Source organism: Phyllobacterium sp. YR531 (assembly GCF_000282595.1).
In the GTDB taxonomy this organism is placed as follows: Bacteria; Pseudomonadota; Alphaproteobacteria; order Rhizobiales; family Rhizobiaceae; genus Phyllobacterium.
The window spans coordinates 43,417-59,758 of the sequence record NZ_AKIZ01000037.1; the positions used below are offsets into that span (position 1 = coordinate 43,417).

At 54.5% G+C, this 16,342-nt stretch carries 15 protein-coding genes; 13 read left to right on the forward strand and 2 right to left on the reverse strand.

Annotation, left to right across the window (positions count from 1 at the left end; genetic code table 11):
• Positions 1–37 precede the first annotated feature (37 nt).
• The 8 genes from PMI41_RS20010 (at position 38) to PMI41_RS20045 (ending at position 9,583) form a co-directional block, all read left to right on the forward strand.
• Positions 38–235 (forward strand): twin transmembrane helix small protein, encoded by a 198-nt coding sequence (locus tag PMI41_RS20010; RefSeq protein WP_008127902.1) that lies wholly within the window; start codon positions 38–40, stop codon positions 233–235.
• Between the two features lie 10 nt (positions 236–245).
• Entirely contained in the window at positions 246–827 is a 582-nt protein-coding gene (locus PMI41_RS20015; RefSeq protein ID WP_008127903.1) for a cob(I)yrinic acid a,c-diamide adenosyltransferase, read from the forward strand.
• Between the two features lie 16 nt (positions 828–843).
• Positions 844–1,605 carry a rhomboid family intramembrane serine protease gene (locus PMI41_RS20020; protein ID WP_008127904.1) on the forward strand — a complete coding sequence of 254 codons (762 nt, stop codon included), beginning with the start codon at positions 844–846 and terminating at the stop codon, positions 1,603–1,605.
• A gap of 194 nt (positions 1,606–1,799) precedes the next feature.
• A complete protein-coding gene (locus PMI41_RS20025) occupies positions 1,800–2,549 on the forward strand; it encodes an electron transfer flavoprotein subunit beta/FixA family protein (RefSeq protein ID WP_008127906.1) in 750 nt (249 codons plus the stop codon).
• A gap of 21 nt (positions 2,550–2,570) precedes the next feature.
• Positions 2,571–3,500, forward strand: a complete 930-nt coding sequence (locus PMI41_RS20030) for an electron transfer flavoprotein subunit alpha/FixB family protein (protein WP_008127907.1) — start codon at positions 2,571–2,573, stop codon at positions 3,498–3,500.
• 133 nt (positions 3,501–3,633) lie between these two features.
• Positions 3,634–4,515, forward strand: a complete 882-nt coding sequence (locus tag PMI41_RS20035; protein ID WP_008127909.1) for a 3-hydroxybutyryl-CoA dehydrogenase — start codon at positions 3,634–3,636, stop codon at positions 4,513–4,515.
• 23 nt (positions 4,516–4,538) lie between these two features.
• Complete coding sequence (locus PMI41_RS20040) at positions 4,539–5,162, forward strand: exopolysaccharide biosynthesis protein (RefSeq protein ID WP_008127911.1); 624 nt, start codon at positions 4,539–4,541, stop codon at positions 5,160–5,162.
• Positions 5,163–5,332: 170 nt separating this feature from the next.
• Positions 5,333–9,583, forward strand: a complete 4,251-nt coding sequence (locus PMI41_RS20045) for a DUF4781 domain-containing protein (protein WP_008127912.1) — start codon at positions 5,333–5,335, stop codon at positions 9,581–9,583.
• Positions 9,584–9,607: 24 nt separating this feature from the next.
• Here the strand turns inward: PMI41_RS20045 and PMI41_RS20050 are convergent, their stop codons facing one another.
• On the reverse strand, positions 9,608–9,937 hold the full coding sequence (locus tag PMI41_RS20050; protein WP_008127914.1) for a hypothetical protein: 330 nt from the start codon (positions 9,935–9,937) through the stop codon (positions 9,608–9,610).
• 69 nt (positions 9,938–10,006) lie between these two features.
• On the opposite strand from PMI41_RS20050, the gene PMI41_RS20055 reads away from it, so the two are divergent.
• Together PMI41_RS20055 and PMI41_RS20060 are read left to right on the forward strand one after the other, a co-directional pair.
• Complete coding sequence (locus PMI41_RS20055) at positions 10,007–10,492, forward strand: YaiI/YqxD family protein (RefSeq protein WP_008127916.1); 486 nt, start codon at positions 10,007–10,009, stop codon at positions 10,490–10,492.
• Between the two features lie 150 nt (positions 10,493–10,642).
• Positions 10,643–12,550 carry a DEAD/DEAH box helicase gene (locus tag PMI41_RS20060; RefSeq protein ID WP_008127918.1) on the forward strand — a complete coding sequence of 636 codons (1,908 nt, stop codon included), beginning with the start codon at positions 10,643–10,645 and terminating at the stop codon, positions 12,548–12,550.
• Between the two features lie 66 nt (positions 12,551–12,616).
• Here the strand turns inward: PMI41_RS20060 and PMI41_RS20065 are convergent, their stop codons facing one another.
• Positions 12,617–13,288, reverse strand: coding sequence for a TlpA disulfide reductase family protein (locus tag PMI41_RS20065; protein ID WP_008127919.1), 672 nt, complete (start codon positions 13,286–13,288; stop codon positions 12,617–12,619).
• A 36-nt stretch (positions 13,289–13,324) separates the two neighbouring features.
• Between PMI41_RS20065 and argH the strand changes: the two genes are divergently transcribed.
• The 3 genes from argH (at position 13,325) to lysA (ending at position 16,320) form a co-directional block, all read left to right on the forward strand.
• On the forward strand, positions 13,325–14,725 hold the full coding sequence (argH, locus tag PMI41_RS20070; protein WP_008127921.1) for an argininosuccinate lyase: 1,401 nt from the start codon (positions 13,325–13,327) through the stop codon (positions 14,723–14,725).
• Positions 14,726–14,856: 131 nt separating this feature from the next.
• The gene (locus tag PMI41_RS20075) at positions 14,857–15,042 is read left to right on the forward strand and encodes a lipoprotein (RefSeq protein WP_008127924.1); all 186 of its coding nucleotides are present in this window, start codon (positions 14,857–14,859) and stop codon (positions 15,040–15,042) included.
• A gap of 12 nt (positions 15,043–15,054) precedes the next feature.
• A complete protein-coding gene (gene lysA / locus PMI41_RS20080; RefSeq protein WP_008127927.1) occupies positions 15,055–16,320 on the forward strand; it encodes a diaminopimelate decarboxylase in 1,266 nt (421 codons plus the stop codon).
• The last annotated feature ends 22 nt before the right edge of the window (positions 16,321–16,342 follow it).

The window sequence follows — 16,342 nt, forward strand, 5'->3', positions numbered from 1 at the left end:
GGAGCAGAGTGGAACTCTGCTGATAAGGAATAGTACCATGGATATCATCTTCAAATTTCTGGCAATTATTGCCATCGCCGCCGTCGCGATCGTGCTTATTATCGGCCTGCGTAATATGATGAAGGGCGGCAACGCCAACTTTTCCAACAAGATGATGCAGCTACGCATCCTCCTGCAATTGGTTGCAATTATCCTGATCGTCGGCGCAATTTATTTCCATCGCGCTGCAAGCTAGGACAAACACGATGGTCAAGCTCAACAAGATTTACACGCGCACGGGCGATGATGGCACGACAGGCCTAAGCACCGGGGCAAGGCGCTTGAAGCATGACCTGCGTGTCGAGGCTTACGGCACGGTTGATGAAGCGAATTCCTTTGTCGGGCTGGCCCGATTGCACACCGAGCAAGACTATCCTGAACTCGACGCTATGCTGGTTCGGATCCAGAATGATCTGTTCGATCTCGGGGCGGATCTGGCTACGCCCGATACTGGCGAAACTCTTGCCTATGAGCCATTGCGCATCATTGACGCACAAGTTTCGCGGGTCGAGGCGGATATCGACCAACTGAATGAAAACTTGGCTCCTTTGCGCTCATTCGTGCTGCCGGGCGGCTCCCCAGCATCGGCTGCGTTGCATTTGGCGCGCACGGTTTCCCGCCGCGCCGAGAGGCAGATGGTAGAGCTATCTCAAAGGCCGGACGAGATCGTTACTTCTGCCGCGTTGAAATACATCAACCGCGTTTCGGATTTCCTGTTTGTTGCTGCTCGCGTCGTCAATGACAATGGCTCAAAAGACGTGTTATGGGTTCCGGGCAAAAACCGCTGACAGGAACCCGGCGCCAATGTTCATTCCACTGCATGACGCCAACAGTCTGAAATACATCAAAGCGCAATATGTGACCCTGTCCATCATCGCGCTTAACGTCATTATCTTTGCGTTGACCAGCATTGGCGGCGACTATGCGGAAGCCACCATTATCGGGCTTGGCTATATTCCCGCCATCATCCACCATCTGGCAACCTTGCCCGCCGCCTATGATATCGTTCCGCCGAACCTCACCTACATAACTTACGCGTTTCTCCATGCCGATATTTTCCACCTCGGCGGTAATATGCTGTTCCTCTGGGTGTTCGGCGACAATATTGAAGATGCGCTTGGTCATGTGAAATTTCTGATCTTCTATCTTCTGTGCGCGGCAGCAGGTGCATTTCTTCACGGTGTCATTCTGCCGGATTCTCAGGCACCTCTGATCGGTGCTTCGGGTGCCATAGCGGGTATTGTAGCTGCCTACCTTCTTCTCCACCCACGCGTAAAAGTCTGGGTCCTTGCCTTTGGGCGAATCCCGTTGCGCATCCCGGCTATCTACCCCCTTATCCTGTGGGTGGCGGTGCAATTTGTGATGCTTTTATGGGGCGGCGACCAGCAGGTTTCCTGGCCGGCACATGTCGGCGGGATCATTGCCGGAGCATTGCTGATTGTCGTTCTAAAGCGCCGGAATGTGCCGCTTTTTGATCGCGCCATTGTTTCCCCGCGCGCGGTTGTAGTGGAAAAAGAGCCACCGATAACTGCGCCGGAAACCGGGCCGGTAAAATGGGGCCGTTAGGCCGGCATTATTCAATCGGTTGAAGTACAAATTGTCGCATGCCGTGCATTGACCTTTACGTTAGTCATATTTACGGTCCCGCGCTGTTCAGGCACAAACGTGTCGCTTTTTTCACCTCAATGTCGGCATCCGGCAAGCAGGTACCGTGATAGGACAGTTAAAGCTGTCATTCGAATTTTGAAGAGGGAGTCCCCATGAAAGTCCTCGTACCGGTAAAGCGGGTAGTCGATTACAATGTGAAGATCCGCGTCAAGGGCGACGGTTCGGGCGTTGAGCTTGCGAATGTGAAAATGTCGATGAACCCATTCGACGAAATCGCGGTCGAGGAAGCACTTCGTCTGAAAGAAGCCGGCAAGGTTGAGGAAGTCGTGGTCGTTTCGATCGGCCCGGCACAGGCCCAGGAAACATTGCGCACGGCGCTAGCCATGGGTGCTGATCGTGCCATTCTGGTCAAGGTCGATGATATTGTTGAGCCGCTTTCAGTCGCCAAGATTTTGAAGGGTGTCGTTGAAGCCGAACAGCCTCAGCTGGTTATCCTCGGCAAGCAGGCAATTGATGATGATGCCAACCAGACCGGCCAGATGCTATCGGCATTGCTTGGCTGGAGCCAGGGGACATTCGCTTCCAAGGTCGAGCTTGGTGACAAGTCCGCCAAGGTAACGCGCGAAGTTGACGGCGGCCTGCAGACCATTGAAATCACACTGCCTGCCATCGTCACCACCGACCTGCGTTTGAACCAGCCGCGCTATGCTTCGCTGCCAAATATCATGAAGGCCAAGAAGAAGCCGCTGGACGAGAAATCTGCTGGTGATTACGGCGTCGATACCAAGCCGCGTCTCAAGGTTCTCAAAACCGAAGAGCCGGGTGGTCGCAAGGCCGGCGTCAAGGTCAAGGACGTTGCGGAGCTGGTCTCCAAGCTGAAAAACGAAGCTGGCGTTCTCTGAGGAAAGGATAAGGAATTAATCATGGCTATTCTTCTTTTTGCCGAACACGATAACGAGACCCTTTCCGACCAGACTGCCAAGGCATTGACCGCAGCGCTTGCCATCGGTTCCGATGTGCATGTGCTGGTTGCAGGCAAGGGAGCCAAAGGCGTTGCTGATCAGGCTGCCAAGCTTGCAGGCGTCAAGAAAGTTCTGCTGGCCGACAGCGATGATCTGGCCAACCGCCTTGCCGAAGCAACGGCAGCGCTGATTGTCTCAATCGCTGATGGTTATGACACGATCATTGCCGCTGCCACCACGAACGGCAAGAACATCCTGCCGCGCGTTGCAGCGCTGCTCGACGTTATGCAGGTGTCGGACATCATCGAGGTCATCTCGGCTGATACGTTCAAGCGTCCGATCTATGCAGGTAATGCCTTGCAGACCGTGCAGGCGACTGATGCCAAGAAAGTCATCACCGTGCGCACAGCAACCTTTGCCGCTGCCGGTGAAGGCGGTTCGGCTTCGGTTGAGAACGTTTCCGCTGTTGCCAATCCCGGACTTTCGACTTTTGTCGAAGCCAAGCTTTCCGGTGGTGACCGTCCTGAATTGACCTCGGCGAAGATTATCATCTCGGGTGGCCGTGCACTTGGCTCGAACGAGAAGTTCAAGGAAGTAATCCTTCCGGTTGCTGACAAGCTCGGTGCTGCAGTTGGTGCCTCACGTGCCGCTGTCGATGCGGGTTATGCCCCGAACGATTGGCAGGTCGGGCAGACCGGGAAAGTTGTTGCGCCTGATCTTTACATTGCTGTTGGCATTTCCGGCGCGATCCAGCATCTGGCAGGCATGAAAGACTCCAAGGTCATCGTCGCCATCAACAAGGATGAGGAGGCACCGATCTTCCAGGTTGCCGATTATGGCCTCGTCGGCGATCTCTTCACCATTCTGCCGGAACTAGAAAAGGCTCTTTAAAGCGATTTTCCATCCGGAACCGCGCTGATAAAGAAATATATTCGCAAGTTTGAAATGATTTGCATGGCCGGGGTAGACGAACGCTACCCCGGCCATTTACTTTGTGTGGCACAAGAAACAAACGGATGGAAACATGGCTGGATCGATCAAGACTGTAGGCATCATCGGTGCTGGGCAAATGGGCAGCGGCATCGCTCATGTATGTGCAGTTGCGGGATATGATGTTTTGATCCATGACCAGTCTGCCGAACAGCTGGAAAAGGCCATTGCTACAGTCAATGGCAATATGGCGCGGCAGGTTTCACACGGCAAACTTGATGAAGCAGCGCGTGAAAAGGCTATGGCCCATATCCGTCCGGCGCTGCGCATGGAAGACCTGTCCAGCGTCGATCTTGCCATCGAAGCCGCAACCGAGGATGAAACAGTAAAGCGCAAGATTTTTGCTCAGCTCTGTCCGAATCTGAATCCTGAAGCCATTCTCGCGACCAATACCTCGTCGATTTCAATCACGCGGCTCGCTGCTACCACCGACCGCCCTGAGCGGTTTATCGGCATTCATTTCATGAACCCGGTGCCGGTGATGAAGCTTGTCGAGCTCATTCGCGGCATCGCCACCGAAAATGTGACGTTTGAAAGCGCCCGCGAGTTCGTCAGCAGTCTCGACAAGACTTTGACTGTGTCAGAAGATTTCCCTGCCTTCATCGTCAATCGCATCCTGTTGCCTATGATCAACGAAGCTATTTACGTGCTTTACGAGGGTGTAGGTTCGGTCGATGCAATCGATACTGCGATGAAGCTCGGCGCCAATCATCCAATGGGTCCGCTGCAACTCGCTGATTTTATCGGTTTGGATACATGCCTTTCAATCATGCAGGTACTTCATGATGGATTGGCCGATTCAAAATACCGCCCCTGCCCGCTATTGGTCAAATATGTCGAAGCCGGTTGGCTTGGCCGCAAGACCGGGCGCGGCTTCTACGATTATCGCGGGGAAAACCCCGTTCCAACACGTTGATCATACCCGCATGAAATTATCCCATGGGTAGCGACCACAGGCCAGAATCTCCTGCCGGCACAAAACGGCTGTCGACGGTTCTCGTTGAGCTTGGGAATACACCTGCGGAAAGAATTTCCTTTGACGATATTCTTGTCGCGCTGTCCGAGCGCAGCTTCGGTGCGTTGCTCATCCTGTTTTCCGCACTGAATCTGCTACCCCTGCCACCCGGATCATCGACGGTATTTGGCATCCCGCTGGTCCTCCTTTCGATTCAGATGCTGATCGGGTTGGAGAATCCATGGTTTCCGGCATTCCTGCGTCGTAAATCAATGCGCACGGAAACATATCGGTCAGGGATTGCCCGGCTGGAAAGTGTCCTCGCGCGTTTTGAGCGGCTCGCCCGTCCGCGTTACTGGCTTTTCCCGCAAATCATCGTCGAGCGCGTTGTCAGTATTGTCGCACTCCTTATGTCGTTGATCGTCATTCTTCCAATTCCCCTGATCAACCAGATACCAGCCCTGAGCATTATTCTGCTGGCCATTGGTCTTGGCGAACAGGATGGCGTGTGGCTGGGCACCGGATTTCTGGTTGCAGCCTTGGCTGCCGGAATTGCTATTGGACTTGGCGCATCCGTAGGACTGGCAGCACTTCACATTTTTGGCTGAACCCGCAAGAAGTCGGGCGGGCATGAAAGGCTATTGCCAATCCAATAAATGCTCCCGCCAAAGATATTGTTACAAAATGTCATTTGGCGTTACATCCATCAGGTATTCTATTGGGCATTGAAGTTCGTCAATTACTGATTGCAATCTAGCATCGCAATTTGGAGGACACGATGTTCCGGATCGATGACAGCGGCAAGTTCCGCTATAACAAGACCGGGGATGCGACCGTCCCGGCAAATTCCAAGCAGGAAAAGGTATTCACCTCCAGCATAACCCAAGCATTGCAAGACAGAAAAAGTGCTGGTGGTTCGGGTAAGGTTGATCCGCTCAACGAGAAGGTAGCGGTTGTCGAAGCAGGTGACGCGCCGGAACGCATTGCCCGGGATAATGGTATTTCGCTCAACGAACTTCAAAATGCGAACAAGGGCATTTTTGGCCCGAATGATGTGCTCAATCCAAATGACATTATTTTCATTCCGCAGCGCGATCCGGTTTTAACGGCAAACAGCCCGAAGAATGCAGACGGCGTGCCTGCCGATGAACAGGCATTCGCCAACGACATTCACGCCAGTGGCAAGGAACTTCAGGACGACAAGACGTTGTCGCCGGAACAGGTCAATGCGGGACGGTTGGAAATTCAGAAGGATGTCAAAACCTATCTCGACAATCTCCCCCCCGCTGATCGGCAGGCGGCCGCCAAGCGGCTGCTGGGCGATGGGAAAACATGGAAAGATGCTACCCCTGCCAGCACGGCAATCAAGAATGCCGCCACTGACAGCTTCGGCGACGACATCTACACCAAGGGCAACAAGGTGGAATATGCCGACGCCCCGACCTACGACCACAAGGGCGAAACCGGCAAAATTACAACTGATGTAAAAGCCTATCTCGAAGGCGTTCCGCAGGCCGAGCGAACCGCACGGCTGCAGTATCTCTATGATCGTGACTGGCAGGATGCAGGGCCGGCCAAGATTGCTATCGAGCAAGCCGCCAAGGACATGAATATTCCGCTGCGCGAAAGCGGTCATACGGGATCAGAGGCGGAAGGCACTGCGCGGGGCATCATCGACAAAGCCCGTGCTGCGGGTGGACCGGCAGAGGTCAAAAAGACCTATACAGAGCTGTCTCAAAGCCAGCCACCGGAAGTTCAACTTGCACTCAAGCGTAATCCCGAAGCTGTCCAATTGATGCGCGATGCGGAAAACCAGCAGAAAGTCGATAAATGGCTGGATGGCAAGGATCTGGAATCTGTAGACGGTGTAGACACGGTCATGAAAGCCCTTAAGGGCGAGGAAGGCGATCTCGGCAAGCTGGATGACAGCACCAAAAGATACCTCCTCGATAAAGTCCTTGCCAAAATGGGCTCGGATGACGGGTTGCAGAACATCGGCTACCTCGCCGAAGCAGCTGGCCGGTCAAACGATTCTGGATTGCGTAGTTTAGTCAGCGAGCGGATGGCAGCACGGGCAGCAGATCTGGCTGTACCGGAATCTGGAAAACAACCAACTCCGGAAGACAAGTTCAGAGCCCGTTTTTTCGCCAATAGTGCGGTCAGGGCAGGCACACCTTATGAGCACGGAGACGATGGCAAATATGATATGTCGTCGCTGCGCACCGCCATGGAAGCCCTTGGCCCCGAAAAAGCGGCAGCTTTTGTCCAATCGGTTGGCTTCACAACTGAAGCAGACTCTGGTCAAACCACAATGGACCGTACAAGTTCGTTGCAAGCCATTCTCATGGCGGCAAATTCCGGCGATCACACCAGTACGACCAGCGCAGTGGTGCAGAATGTCTTCGCGCTTTCCGACAATTACAGTCCCACATTACAATCGGAAGCTGAAGGTGGCCCCGGCCCCATGGCTCAGGCGCTGGCTCGTGAGTGGTTCCCCGACGATGCCAAGTCACGCGATTCGGAGGCAAGCCGCCTTCAGTCCATCCTGGATACGGATCAAGGAAAAGAACTATTGTTTCCGGGAACTGGCGACGATGTTTCGCTGTCTCTGGGTGCCCGGGCCAATGCACTCGCCATTGTGAGGTCTGACAAGAGCATCAATCGCGATACTCTGGAAAAGACCGATGATCCTTGGCAGAACCCCGTCTTCATCAACCCGCCCGCTCAGGAGATTGCGGGGCAATACCTGCATTTGCGTGGCAATACACCGGTGGTTCTCAAAGGCACTGATCTCGAAAATACCATTGGTACCGCAATGGGGTCGAAGCCTGTCATTCCGGAGGGCATGTCGCCCGAAGAGGTGCAGGAAAAAATCGGTAAGGGTGAGTTGTCTCTCTTTGGAGGTGAAGACAACAAGCCGGTACAAACAATCGCCAACCAGATTCGCGCAACTGCAGGTGGAGGCGACATCGCCGTCACTGTGCTGCCAATACAATATTCGAGCAGCAAGACTGGAACTGTGACATTGCCATTGTTTCGGGTATCAACCTCGGGCGGCGACAAATACGTCGACAATCTTGGCCGCGAGTACAAGGATTTCAACGACTGGAAGGCAAACAATCAGCTGCCGCCCGGCGCAATGACCTATCCCACGGATGGTCAGCTCACCGAGAATCCTGATGGATCAGTCAAACTATCCGGCCCGGAAAATACCCCGAAAACCGTCGATACGTTCGGCGAGCATGTGACCGAAGTCATTGATACGGCAGCTCTGGTAGGCGGCATTATCGTAGGCGCGGCTGTCATTATCGGTACGGGTGGCGTGGCTACACCAATTGTGGCCGGTGCTGGTATCGCTGCTGCCGGCTGGGGCGCTTATCGCGTCGGTACGCAGTTGGTGGATCGCGCAGAACATGGGCAGTCGATCAATCCTATTGAAGATGCCGACGCGCGCATGCTTTGGATCAATGGTGTCGCGAGCATCGCAGGGGCTGCCGCTTTCGGAAGTGCAGCGAAGCTGACGAGCCTCGCCTCCAAAGGTGCTACCATGACGCCGACCATGGCACGCATCATTGGACCGACCATCGCGTTCTCCAATACAGCCGATGCGGTGGCCATTGCGAATATGGCGCAGTACAGCGCTGCAAACTGGGGCTCCATGTCAGGCGAGGAGAAGGCGTCCGCAATCCTTTCAATGGGTTTCTGGGGCACCACAATCGGCGTGAACATGTCACGCGGTCCCTCACCCACACCGCGCAATATTGCAGGCATGTTCAACCCTGTGACACAGACACGAAATCTGTTGGCTGCTTACGAGCCAACAGTGGTGAAGAACGATCAAATTCCGGGCAATGAGGTGCGGATTGTCGATGATCCATCAGGAAATGGTGGTTTTATCATCGAAGCAGGCCCTGCCGCGTCTCAAGCCGATATAGCCAACCACACCCGGGTTGCGCGGCTCATGTATCAAAATAACGGCTTTCAGGGGAACCTTCGAAGCTTCATGGGTGCTGATGTCGCCAAACCGGGCACCAAGGCCTATCAAATTCAGTTTGAGTTGGAGAAGCTGACACCAAAGCTGCAACAATTGCGTCAGGACCTGCAGAAACCTGGTCTTTCGGATCACGACAAGGCACAGATATCCGCCGAGATCGGCGATCACGGCAGTTATCTTGCCAAACTGCAACGGGCCGCAGATGACCCCAATCTGACCGACCTTTCCACCGTCAAGCAAGCATCAACCGGCAAAGCAATGGCAAACACTGACGGGCCGGATGGCGGCCTGAAAGGTTCGTCTCAAGAGGCCTTTGATAATTATTGCAAGACCAATGGCATCAACGCGGCGGAATATGTCTGGTACAGGCAACCGGGTGCCAACGGAGCGCCGGACAAAGTGGCACTGCGCCGTGTCGATGCAAGCAAGAATATGCCTGAACTTGAAGTGGTGGCCGGTCGACCACCGGTTGTCAGGCCAAAGCCGACCATCAAGCCACAGACTCAGGCTATTGGTGATGCAGCGGAAGAACATGCCGTCAACGAGTTCAAGGCACGTGGCTACACGACGATTCTGACTGCAAAGAACCCCTCCGGACATGGGGTTGATATCTTCATGTATAATCCGACGACAAGGCAGTATGTCGTGGCCGAGATCAAAGCGAATACCGCTCAGTTAAGCGCTGACCAGCGGCTTGGCCCAACCTATGCGCTTGACCGTATGCGGCGTGCTGCTGATGGCGAAGGAAGTTGGGCCTCTGCGTCTCAGGCGGACAAGGAGCGGGCCAGCATAGCGCTCGAAAAACTCACCTCCGGTGAACCCGTAGGCGATACGCGTTATCTCGTCATCCGGTATGATGTTGACCCGGCGACCCTTGCTGTCTCCAATCCAAGACACGCAGACTGGGCATCGCCTGATGGTTCAGGTGCGCCTGGCGGCACGGCTGATGATACGTATGGGCATTTGCTTGAGCTTGAAGGGCCGCCGGAATTTGCCGAAACGCCGGTTTGGCAGACCGGCGACGGTGTACCCTGAACCAGGCTGACCGATAATGGCTGGCTAGTTCTCTTTTTCCGGAGTGAGAATGGGAAGGTACGCGCTGTCTTTCCCGCTCAACCATTGAAGTCTGGTCTTGCCGGACTTCCTCAGATATTCGCAAGCGAGAAGCAGCAAGGGATGGTGCAGGTCCGCATCTTTCAGCAGATAGTCATTACTGCCTTCCGATCTGCTTTGAAAGGAAGCGCAATCGGGCTCGTCCGTATAGGCCCGCACAAAGAACACGGCATCATCCTTTGAGAAAACATAGATATCGTATTCATAGTAATATAGGTAATTGCCTTCCTCATCAGGTTCTGAAGCATCAATATGGTGCGATATCTCGACCTGCATGCAGCCCTGCTCCATTACGCAAAACATTGCTTCGATACCACAAAACGAGATGAAGACTGGACTTGATTCATGACTGAAGCTGTTTCGGCAAAAAATATCACCATATATGTCGATGCCGATGCCTGTCCGGTAAAAGCTGAAATCTACCGTGTCGCTGAGCGATATGGAGTCAAGGTTTTTGTCGTATCAAACTCGATGATGGCCATTCCCCGTGACCCGATGATCGAGCGTGTCATAGTCAGCGATGGCTTTGATGCTGCCGATGACTGGATCGCGGAGCGTGTTTGCCGTGGCGACGTGGTGGTAACTGCTGACATTCCGCTTGCCAGCCGCTGTGTAAAGGCTGGCGCTGATGCCATTTCACCCACAGGACGGGCGTTCACGGAAGCTTCTATCGGCAACACTTTAGCGACACGTAATCTCATGGATGAGTTGCGTTCGGCCGGTCAAATTACCGGCGGACCGCGGCCTTTTTCCCCAAAAGATCGATCCGCCTTTCTTTCTGCTCTTGATCTCGCTATTGTGCGGTTGAAACGTGCGGGCTTCACCTCCTGAAGGGTAAGTGGATGGGAGCTATGCGTTTCGTGGCATTGACGGAACGCGTCGCAGGCTCTACGAGAGCGCAACAAAGCTATATGCGTGCCGCTCGTGCTCCATTGACGCCGAGCTAAACACACGCCCAAAACCAGCACTGAAAGTTCATTCATGACTATTTTCGATTCTATCGCTCCGGCGCTGTCCGGTGCATTGAAAGCCCGTGGCTACGAAACCCTGACCCCGGTCCAGACAGCAGTTCTTGCGCCTGAAGCCGAGGGACAGGACCTTCTCGTTTCTGCGCAGACAGGCTCCGGCAAGACCGTCGCCTTCGGCATCGCTATTGCACCAACCCTGCTTGAGGATGAAAATCGCTTCACCTCCATCGGCGCACCCTATGCGCTGGTCATCGCACCGACCCGCGAATTGGCATTGCAGGTTCGCCGCGAACTGGAATGGCTTTATGAGCCCACCGGCGCGCGCATCGCCTCCTGTGTTGGCGGCATGGACATGACCAAGGAACGCCGGGCTCTTGCTCAAGGCGCTCACATCGTTGTTGGCACGCCCGGCCGCCTGCGTGATCATATCAGCCGTGGTTCGCTGGACATGAAAGAGCTGCGCGCTGTTGTCCTTGACGAAGCTGATGAGATGCTTGATCTCGGCTTCCGCGAAGATTTGGAATTCATTCTCGGGGAATCACCTGAGGATCGACGCACACTCATGTTCTCTGCAACCGTACCAAAGCCCATCGCGCTATTGGCCAAGCAGTTCCAGAAGGATGCACTGCGCATTTCGGCAACCAATGACCGCGAGCAGCATGCGGACATCGAATATCACATCATGCCGGTCGCACCGCGGGAGCGTGAAAACGCCATCATCAATTCGCTGTTGTTCTACGATGCACAGAACACGATCATTTTCGGCTCAACCCGCGAAGCCGTCAAACATCTGACCAGCCGTCTTTCTAACCGCGGCTTTTCCGTTGTTTCGCTTTCGGGCGAACTGAGCCAGGCAGAGCGTACAAATGCGCTGCAGGCGATGCGCGACGGACGCGCCCGCGTTTGCGTTGCTACGGACGTAGCTGCCCGTGGTATTGACCTGCCAAACCTCGATCTGGTCATCCATGCTGATTTGCCTAACAATTCCGAAACACTCCTGCACCGCAGTGGCCGTACGGGACGTGCTGGCCGCAAGGGCATTTGCGTTCTGATTGTTCCTGCGTCGCGCCGCCGTACAGCCGAACGCCTGCTGCAGGGCGCCAAACTATCGACGACGATGGTACCGCCGCCGGATGCCGATGCAATCAACAAGCGCAACAATGACCGTATCCTCAATGATCCTTCCTTGTCGGAAGTCATAAGCGAGGATGAAGGTGATTTCGTACGTGAACTGCTCAGCCTTCATTCGGCAGAACAGATTGCCGCGGCTTATTTGCGCCAGCAGATGGCTGCGCGTCCGGCTCCGGAAGAGCTTTCCAACACCCCGTCCCATGTTCTCGAGCCTATTCGAAAAGGTAGCTTCGAAGACCGTCCAGGTCGCGGTGAGCGCACATCGCGCTCGGATCGCTTCACGGATTTCGAAAGCGGTGCATGGTTCAGTGTAAGCGTTGGCCGCAAGCAGCGTGCCGAACCACGCTGGCTCCTGCCGCTCATCTGCAAGGCCGGTGACATCACCAAAACTGATGTTGGTTCGATCAAGATTCTGGAAACAGAAACACGTTTCGAAATCACTGCCAGCAAGGCGGATGCCTTTCTCGCTCGTATCAAGCAATTCGGTACCGGCGAAAAGGGTGTAAATATTGCCCGCAGCGAAGGTCCCGGTGGTTATGCGCCGCGCAGCGATTTCAAGCCGAAAAAGAACTTCGGTGAGAAACGCGAGTTCGACAACCGCAAACCACGTGGCAACGATGCCAATCCACGCACCGAATGGGCCGCCAAGCCTGCAAAGGCAAAGCCGGAAGGCTGGACGACAGAAAAGCCTAAAAAGCTGCCAAAGGAACGCAAGCCTGGCGAATTGCAGGGTTTCGACAAGTACAAGGCGAAGAAAGCTCGTAAAGCCGCTACGACGGGCACCGAATAATCGTCAAGAACACTTCCTTCTCCGTCATCCTCGGGCCCTTGACCCGAGGATCTACGGATGTGTCCTTCACAAGCCCAACGCCGTATCAACGAAGCGTTGCGCGTCGTCGCTCGACCAGTCAGCAGGACCGTTCATCGCAGCTATCTGACAGCCTTCCTTGTCTACGAGCATCGTAACAGGAAGGCCAAAAGCCAAATTCTTCCGCTTGAGTTCATTGAACACGCCCATTGATGGGTCGCGATAGAGATCGAGCGATTTGACGCCGATCTCGCTCAGGAATGCCTTGGGCTTTGTTTCGTCACCCGTATCGATATTGATGGTAACGACCTCAAATTTGTCACTGCCCTTTTTTGTTTCAAGCGCGTCAAGCGCTGGCATTTCCTCGCGGCAAGGCGCACACCATGTCGCCCACAGATTAACCAGCAGGGTCTTGCCTTTGAAATCGCTGATCCGCACCGGTTTGCCATCCGGACCCGTGAAGGAAAGGCCCGACATGGACTGCGGCTGATCTGAGCCACGCATTGCTGCGATGGAGCCAACCGCTGCAGCGTCAATTGCCTTTGCGCCTGCCGCCTTCATCGGGCACTGATCGGTGGTATTAGTGGCGACTGCAATATTGCCAGAGGGCCGCTCCATCACGTATACCGCAACCGCACCGGCGGCTATGCCGGCGAGCGCGGCAAGGGCGATGATCTTTTTGTTGCTGTTGCGTGGCGCTTTCTGCATGCCGTCTGTCATTTTTTACTCTTCCGCTTCTCACTCAAGGCTCTTTCCATGTCCGACAAGAAGAACAGCAATGAAATGTGGGGCGGCCGTTTCGCCTCCGGTCCCGCCGCCATCATGGAAGAAATCAATGCTTCCATCGGGTTTGACCAGAAGCTTTACGCCCAGGACATTCAAGGTTCGCTTGCTCATGCAGCCATGCTTGCAAAAACCGGCATAATTGCGGGCGACGATTACGACAAGATCACAAGCGGCCTGAACACGATATTGTCAGAAATAGAGAGCGGAAAGTTCACTTTCTCACGCAAACTTGAAGACATTCACATGAATGTCGAGTCACGCCTCGCCGAATTGATTGGCGCATCGGCGGGCCGCCTCCACACCGCCCGTTCGCGAAATGATCAGGTGGCAGTCGATTTCAGACTTTGGGTAAAAGCTGAATTCGAAAAGACAGCCGTGTTGCTCAAGAAACTGATCGAAGCTTTCCTGAAACGTGCTGAAGAGCACTCTGCAACCCTGATGCCAGGCTTCACCCACCTTCAAACAGCCCAACCAGTCACCTTCGGCCATCATTGCATGGCCTATGTGGAGATGTTCGGACGTGATCTGAGCCGCGTCCGCGACGCTATCGAACGCATGAACGAATCGCCGCTTGGTGCCGCGGCACTTGCCGGAACTGGTTTTCCGATTGACAGGCACATGACTGCAAAAGCACTTGGCTTTCGCGAACCGACCCGCAATTCACTCGACAGTGTTTCCGATCGGGATTACGCGCTGGAATTTCTCTCTACAGCGGCGATTACCGCGACACACCTGTCCCGTCTTGCCGAGGAAATTGTCATCTGGTCCACATCGCAGTTCGGTTTTGTCAGATTATCCGACAGCTTCTCCACCGGCTCATCAATCATGCCGCAGAAGAAGAACCCCGACGCTGCCGAACTGGTTCGTGCCAAAACCGGACGCATCACCGGATCGCTTGTGGCCTTGCTCACAGTCATGAAAGGCCTGCCACTGACCTATTCCAAGGATATGCAGGAAGACAAGGAAGCGGTTTTCGATGCCGCCGAAACACTGGAACTGGCGCTTGCAGCAATGACCGGCATGGTCGGCGACATGACCATTAACGCGACGGCAATGAAGAAAGCCGCAGGCTCTGGCTACTCAACGGCTACCGATCTGGCCGATTGGCTGGTGCGTGAGCTTGGTCTGCCGTTCCGTGAAGCACATCACGTAACCGGACGCGCCGTCGCTCTTGCCGAACAGAACAAGGTCGATCTCGGCAAATTGTCCTTGGAAGATTTGCAACAAGTTCATCCCGGCATCACTGCTGCGGTCTTTGGTTTCCTAACTGTCGACAAATCAGTTCGCAGCCGAAAATCCTATGGCGGAACAGCACCGGAGCAGGTCCGCAAACAGATCAAGTTCTGGCAAAAGCGCATCGCAAAATTGTAATGCGCCAACTTATCTCCTCCACAAAGGGAAGAGATAATCGGCATCCACTGTGAGTGCGATTGAAGAGCACTTCCATATGAAGCTTTCTTGCACTAAGCATGGCAGACCCATTTCGGACGACAGGATCAACAATGACAAGCCGTTCCCTATTATCGACAATTCTTATGTCGATCATGATTGTAAGCGCCATTTCGGCATGTGGCCGCAAAGGCCCGCTGGAGCCGCCGCCCGCCTCTGTTACATCAATGCCCGGTGAGCCGAAAATCGATACTCCCCCCGTCAAGGACAAGCGTTTTATTCTCGATCCATTGATTTAGGCTAGGTTTCCCGTGAACCATTTTGATTATAAAGACGGCGTCCTTTATGCCGAAGGCGTCAGCGTTCCTGAAATTGCCAAGGCAGTCGGAACGCCTTTTTACTGCTATTCAACCGCAACGATCGAACGTCACTTCAAGGTGTTCTCGGCAGCCTTTGCCGATATGGACACGCTTGTGTGCTACGCCCTCAAGGCAAATTCCAATCAGGCGGTACTGAAAACATTGGCGCGTCTTGGTTCGGGGGCGGACGTTGTGTCTGAAGGTGAATTGCGCAGGGCGCTTGCCGCAGGCATCCCGGCTGACAAGATTGTCTTTTCCGGTGTTGGCAAGAAGCCGAGCGAGATAGACCTCGCCTTGAGTGTTGGCATTCATTGCTTCAACGTAGAATCCGAGCCTGAACTCGCCATACTTTCCAGTCGTGCGGTTACAGCCGGAAAGATTGCGCCGGTTTCGCTGCGTATCAACCCTGATGTTGACGCGAAGACCCACAAGAAAATTTCAACCGGAAAATCCGAAAACAAGTTTGGCATTCCGCTCGCCAAGGCGAGTTCAATCTACGCACAGGCGGCGAAGCTGCCCGGCCTTAGCGTCGTTGGCGTGGATATGCATATTGGCAGCCAGATCACCGATCTGGAGCCTTTCGATGATGCTTTCCGCCTGCTGGCAGAACTGGTCGCGCAGTTAAAAGCCGATGGTCACGACATCAAGCATGTCGACCTTGGCGGCGGCCTCGGCATTCCCTATCACTTTGACAACAACCCACCACCTCTTCCTGACGCTTATGCGCAGATTGTGCAAAAGCACATCAAGCCACTCGGATTGAAGACGATTTTTGAGCCGGGCCGCCTTATCGTGGGAAATGCCGGCATCCTTGTCACTGAAGTTATCTTCGTCAAGGAAGGCGATGCGCGCAACTTCATCATTGTCGATGCGGCCATGAACGATCTCATCCGCCCAACTCTGTACGATGCATTCCACACGATTCGGCCCGTTAAAGAGCCGAAGGCCGATCATCCCCGCATTCGTGGCGATGTTGTTGGTCCGGTTTGCGAAACCGGCGACTATCTTGGTCTTGACCGCGACCTCCCCCGTCCGGCTCCCGGTGATCTGATCGCCATTGGAACGGCAGGTGCCTATGGCGCGGTACAGGCAGGAACCTACAATACAAGGCTTCTTGTTCCGGAGGTTCTGGTCAATGGCGACCAGTTCCATGTGGTGCGCCCACGCACAACCTATGACGAATTGATCGGCCTCGATTCCATTCCGGATTGGCTATAATTTTCGTCACTTACACAGAAGT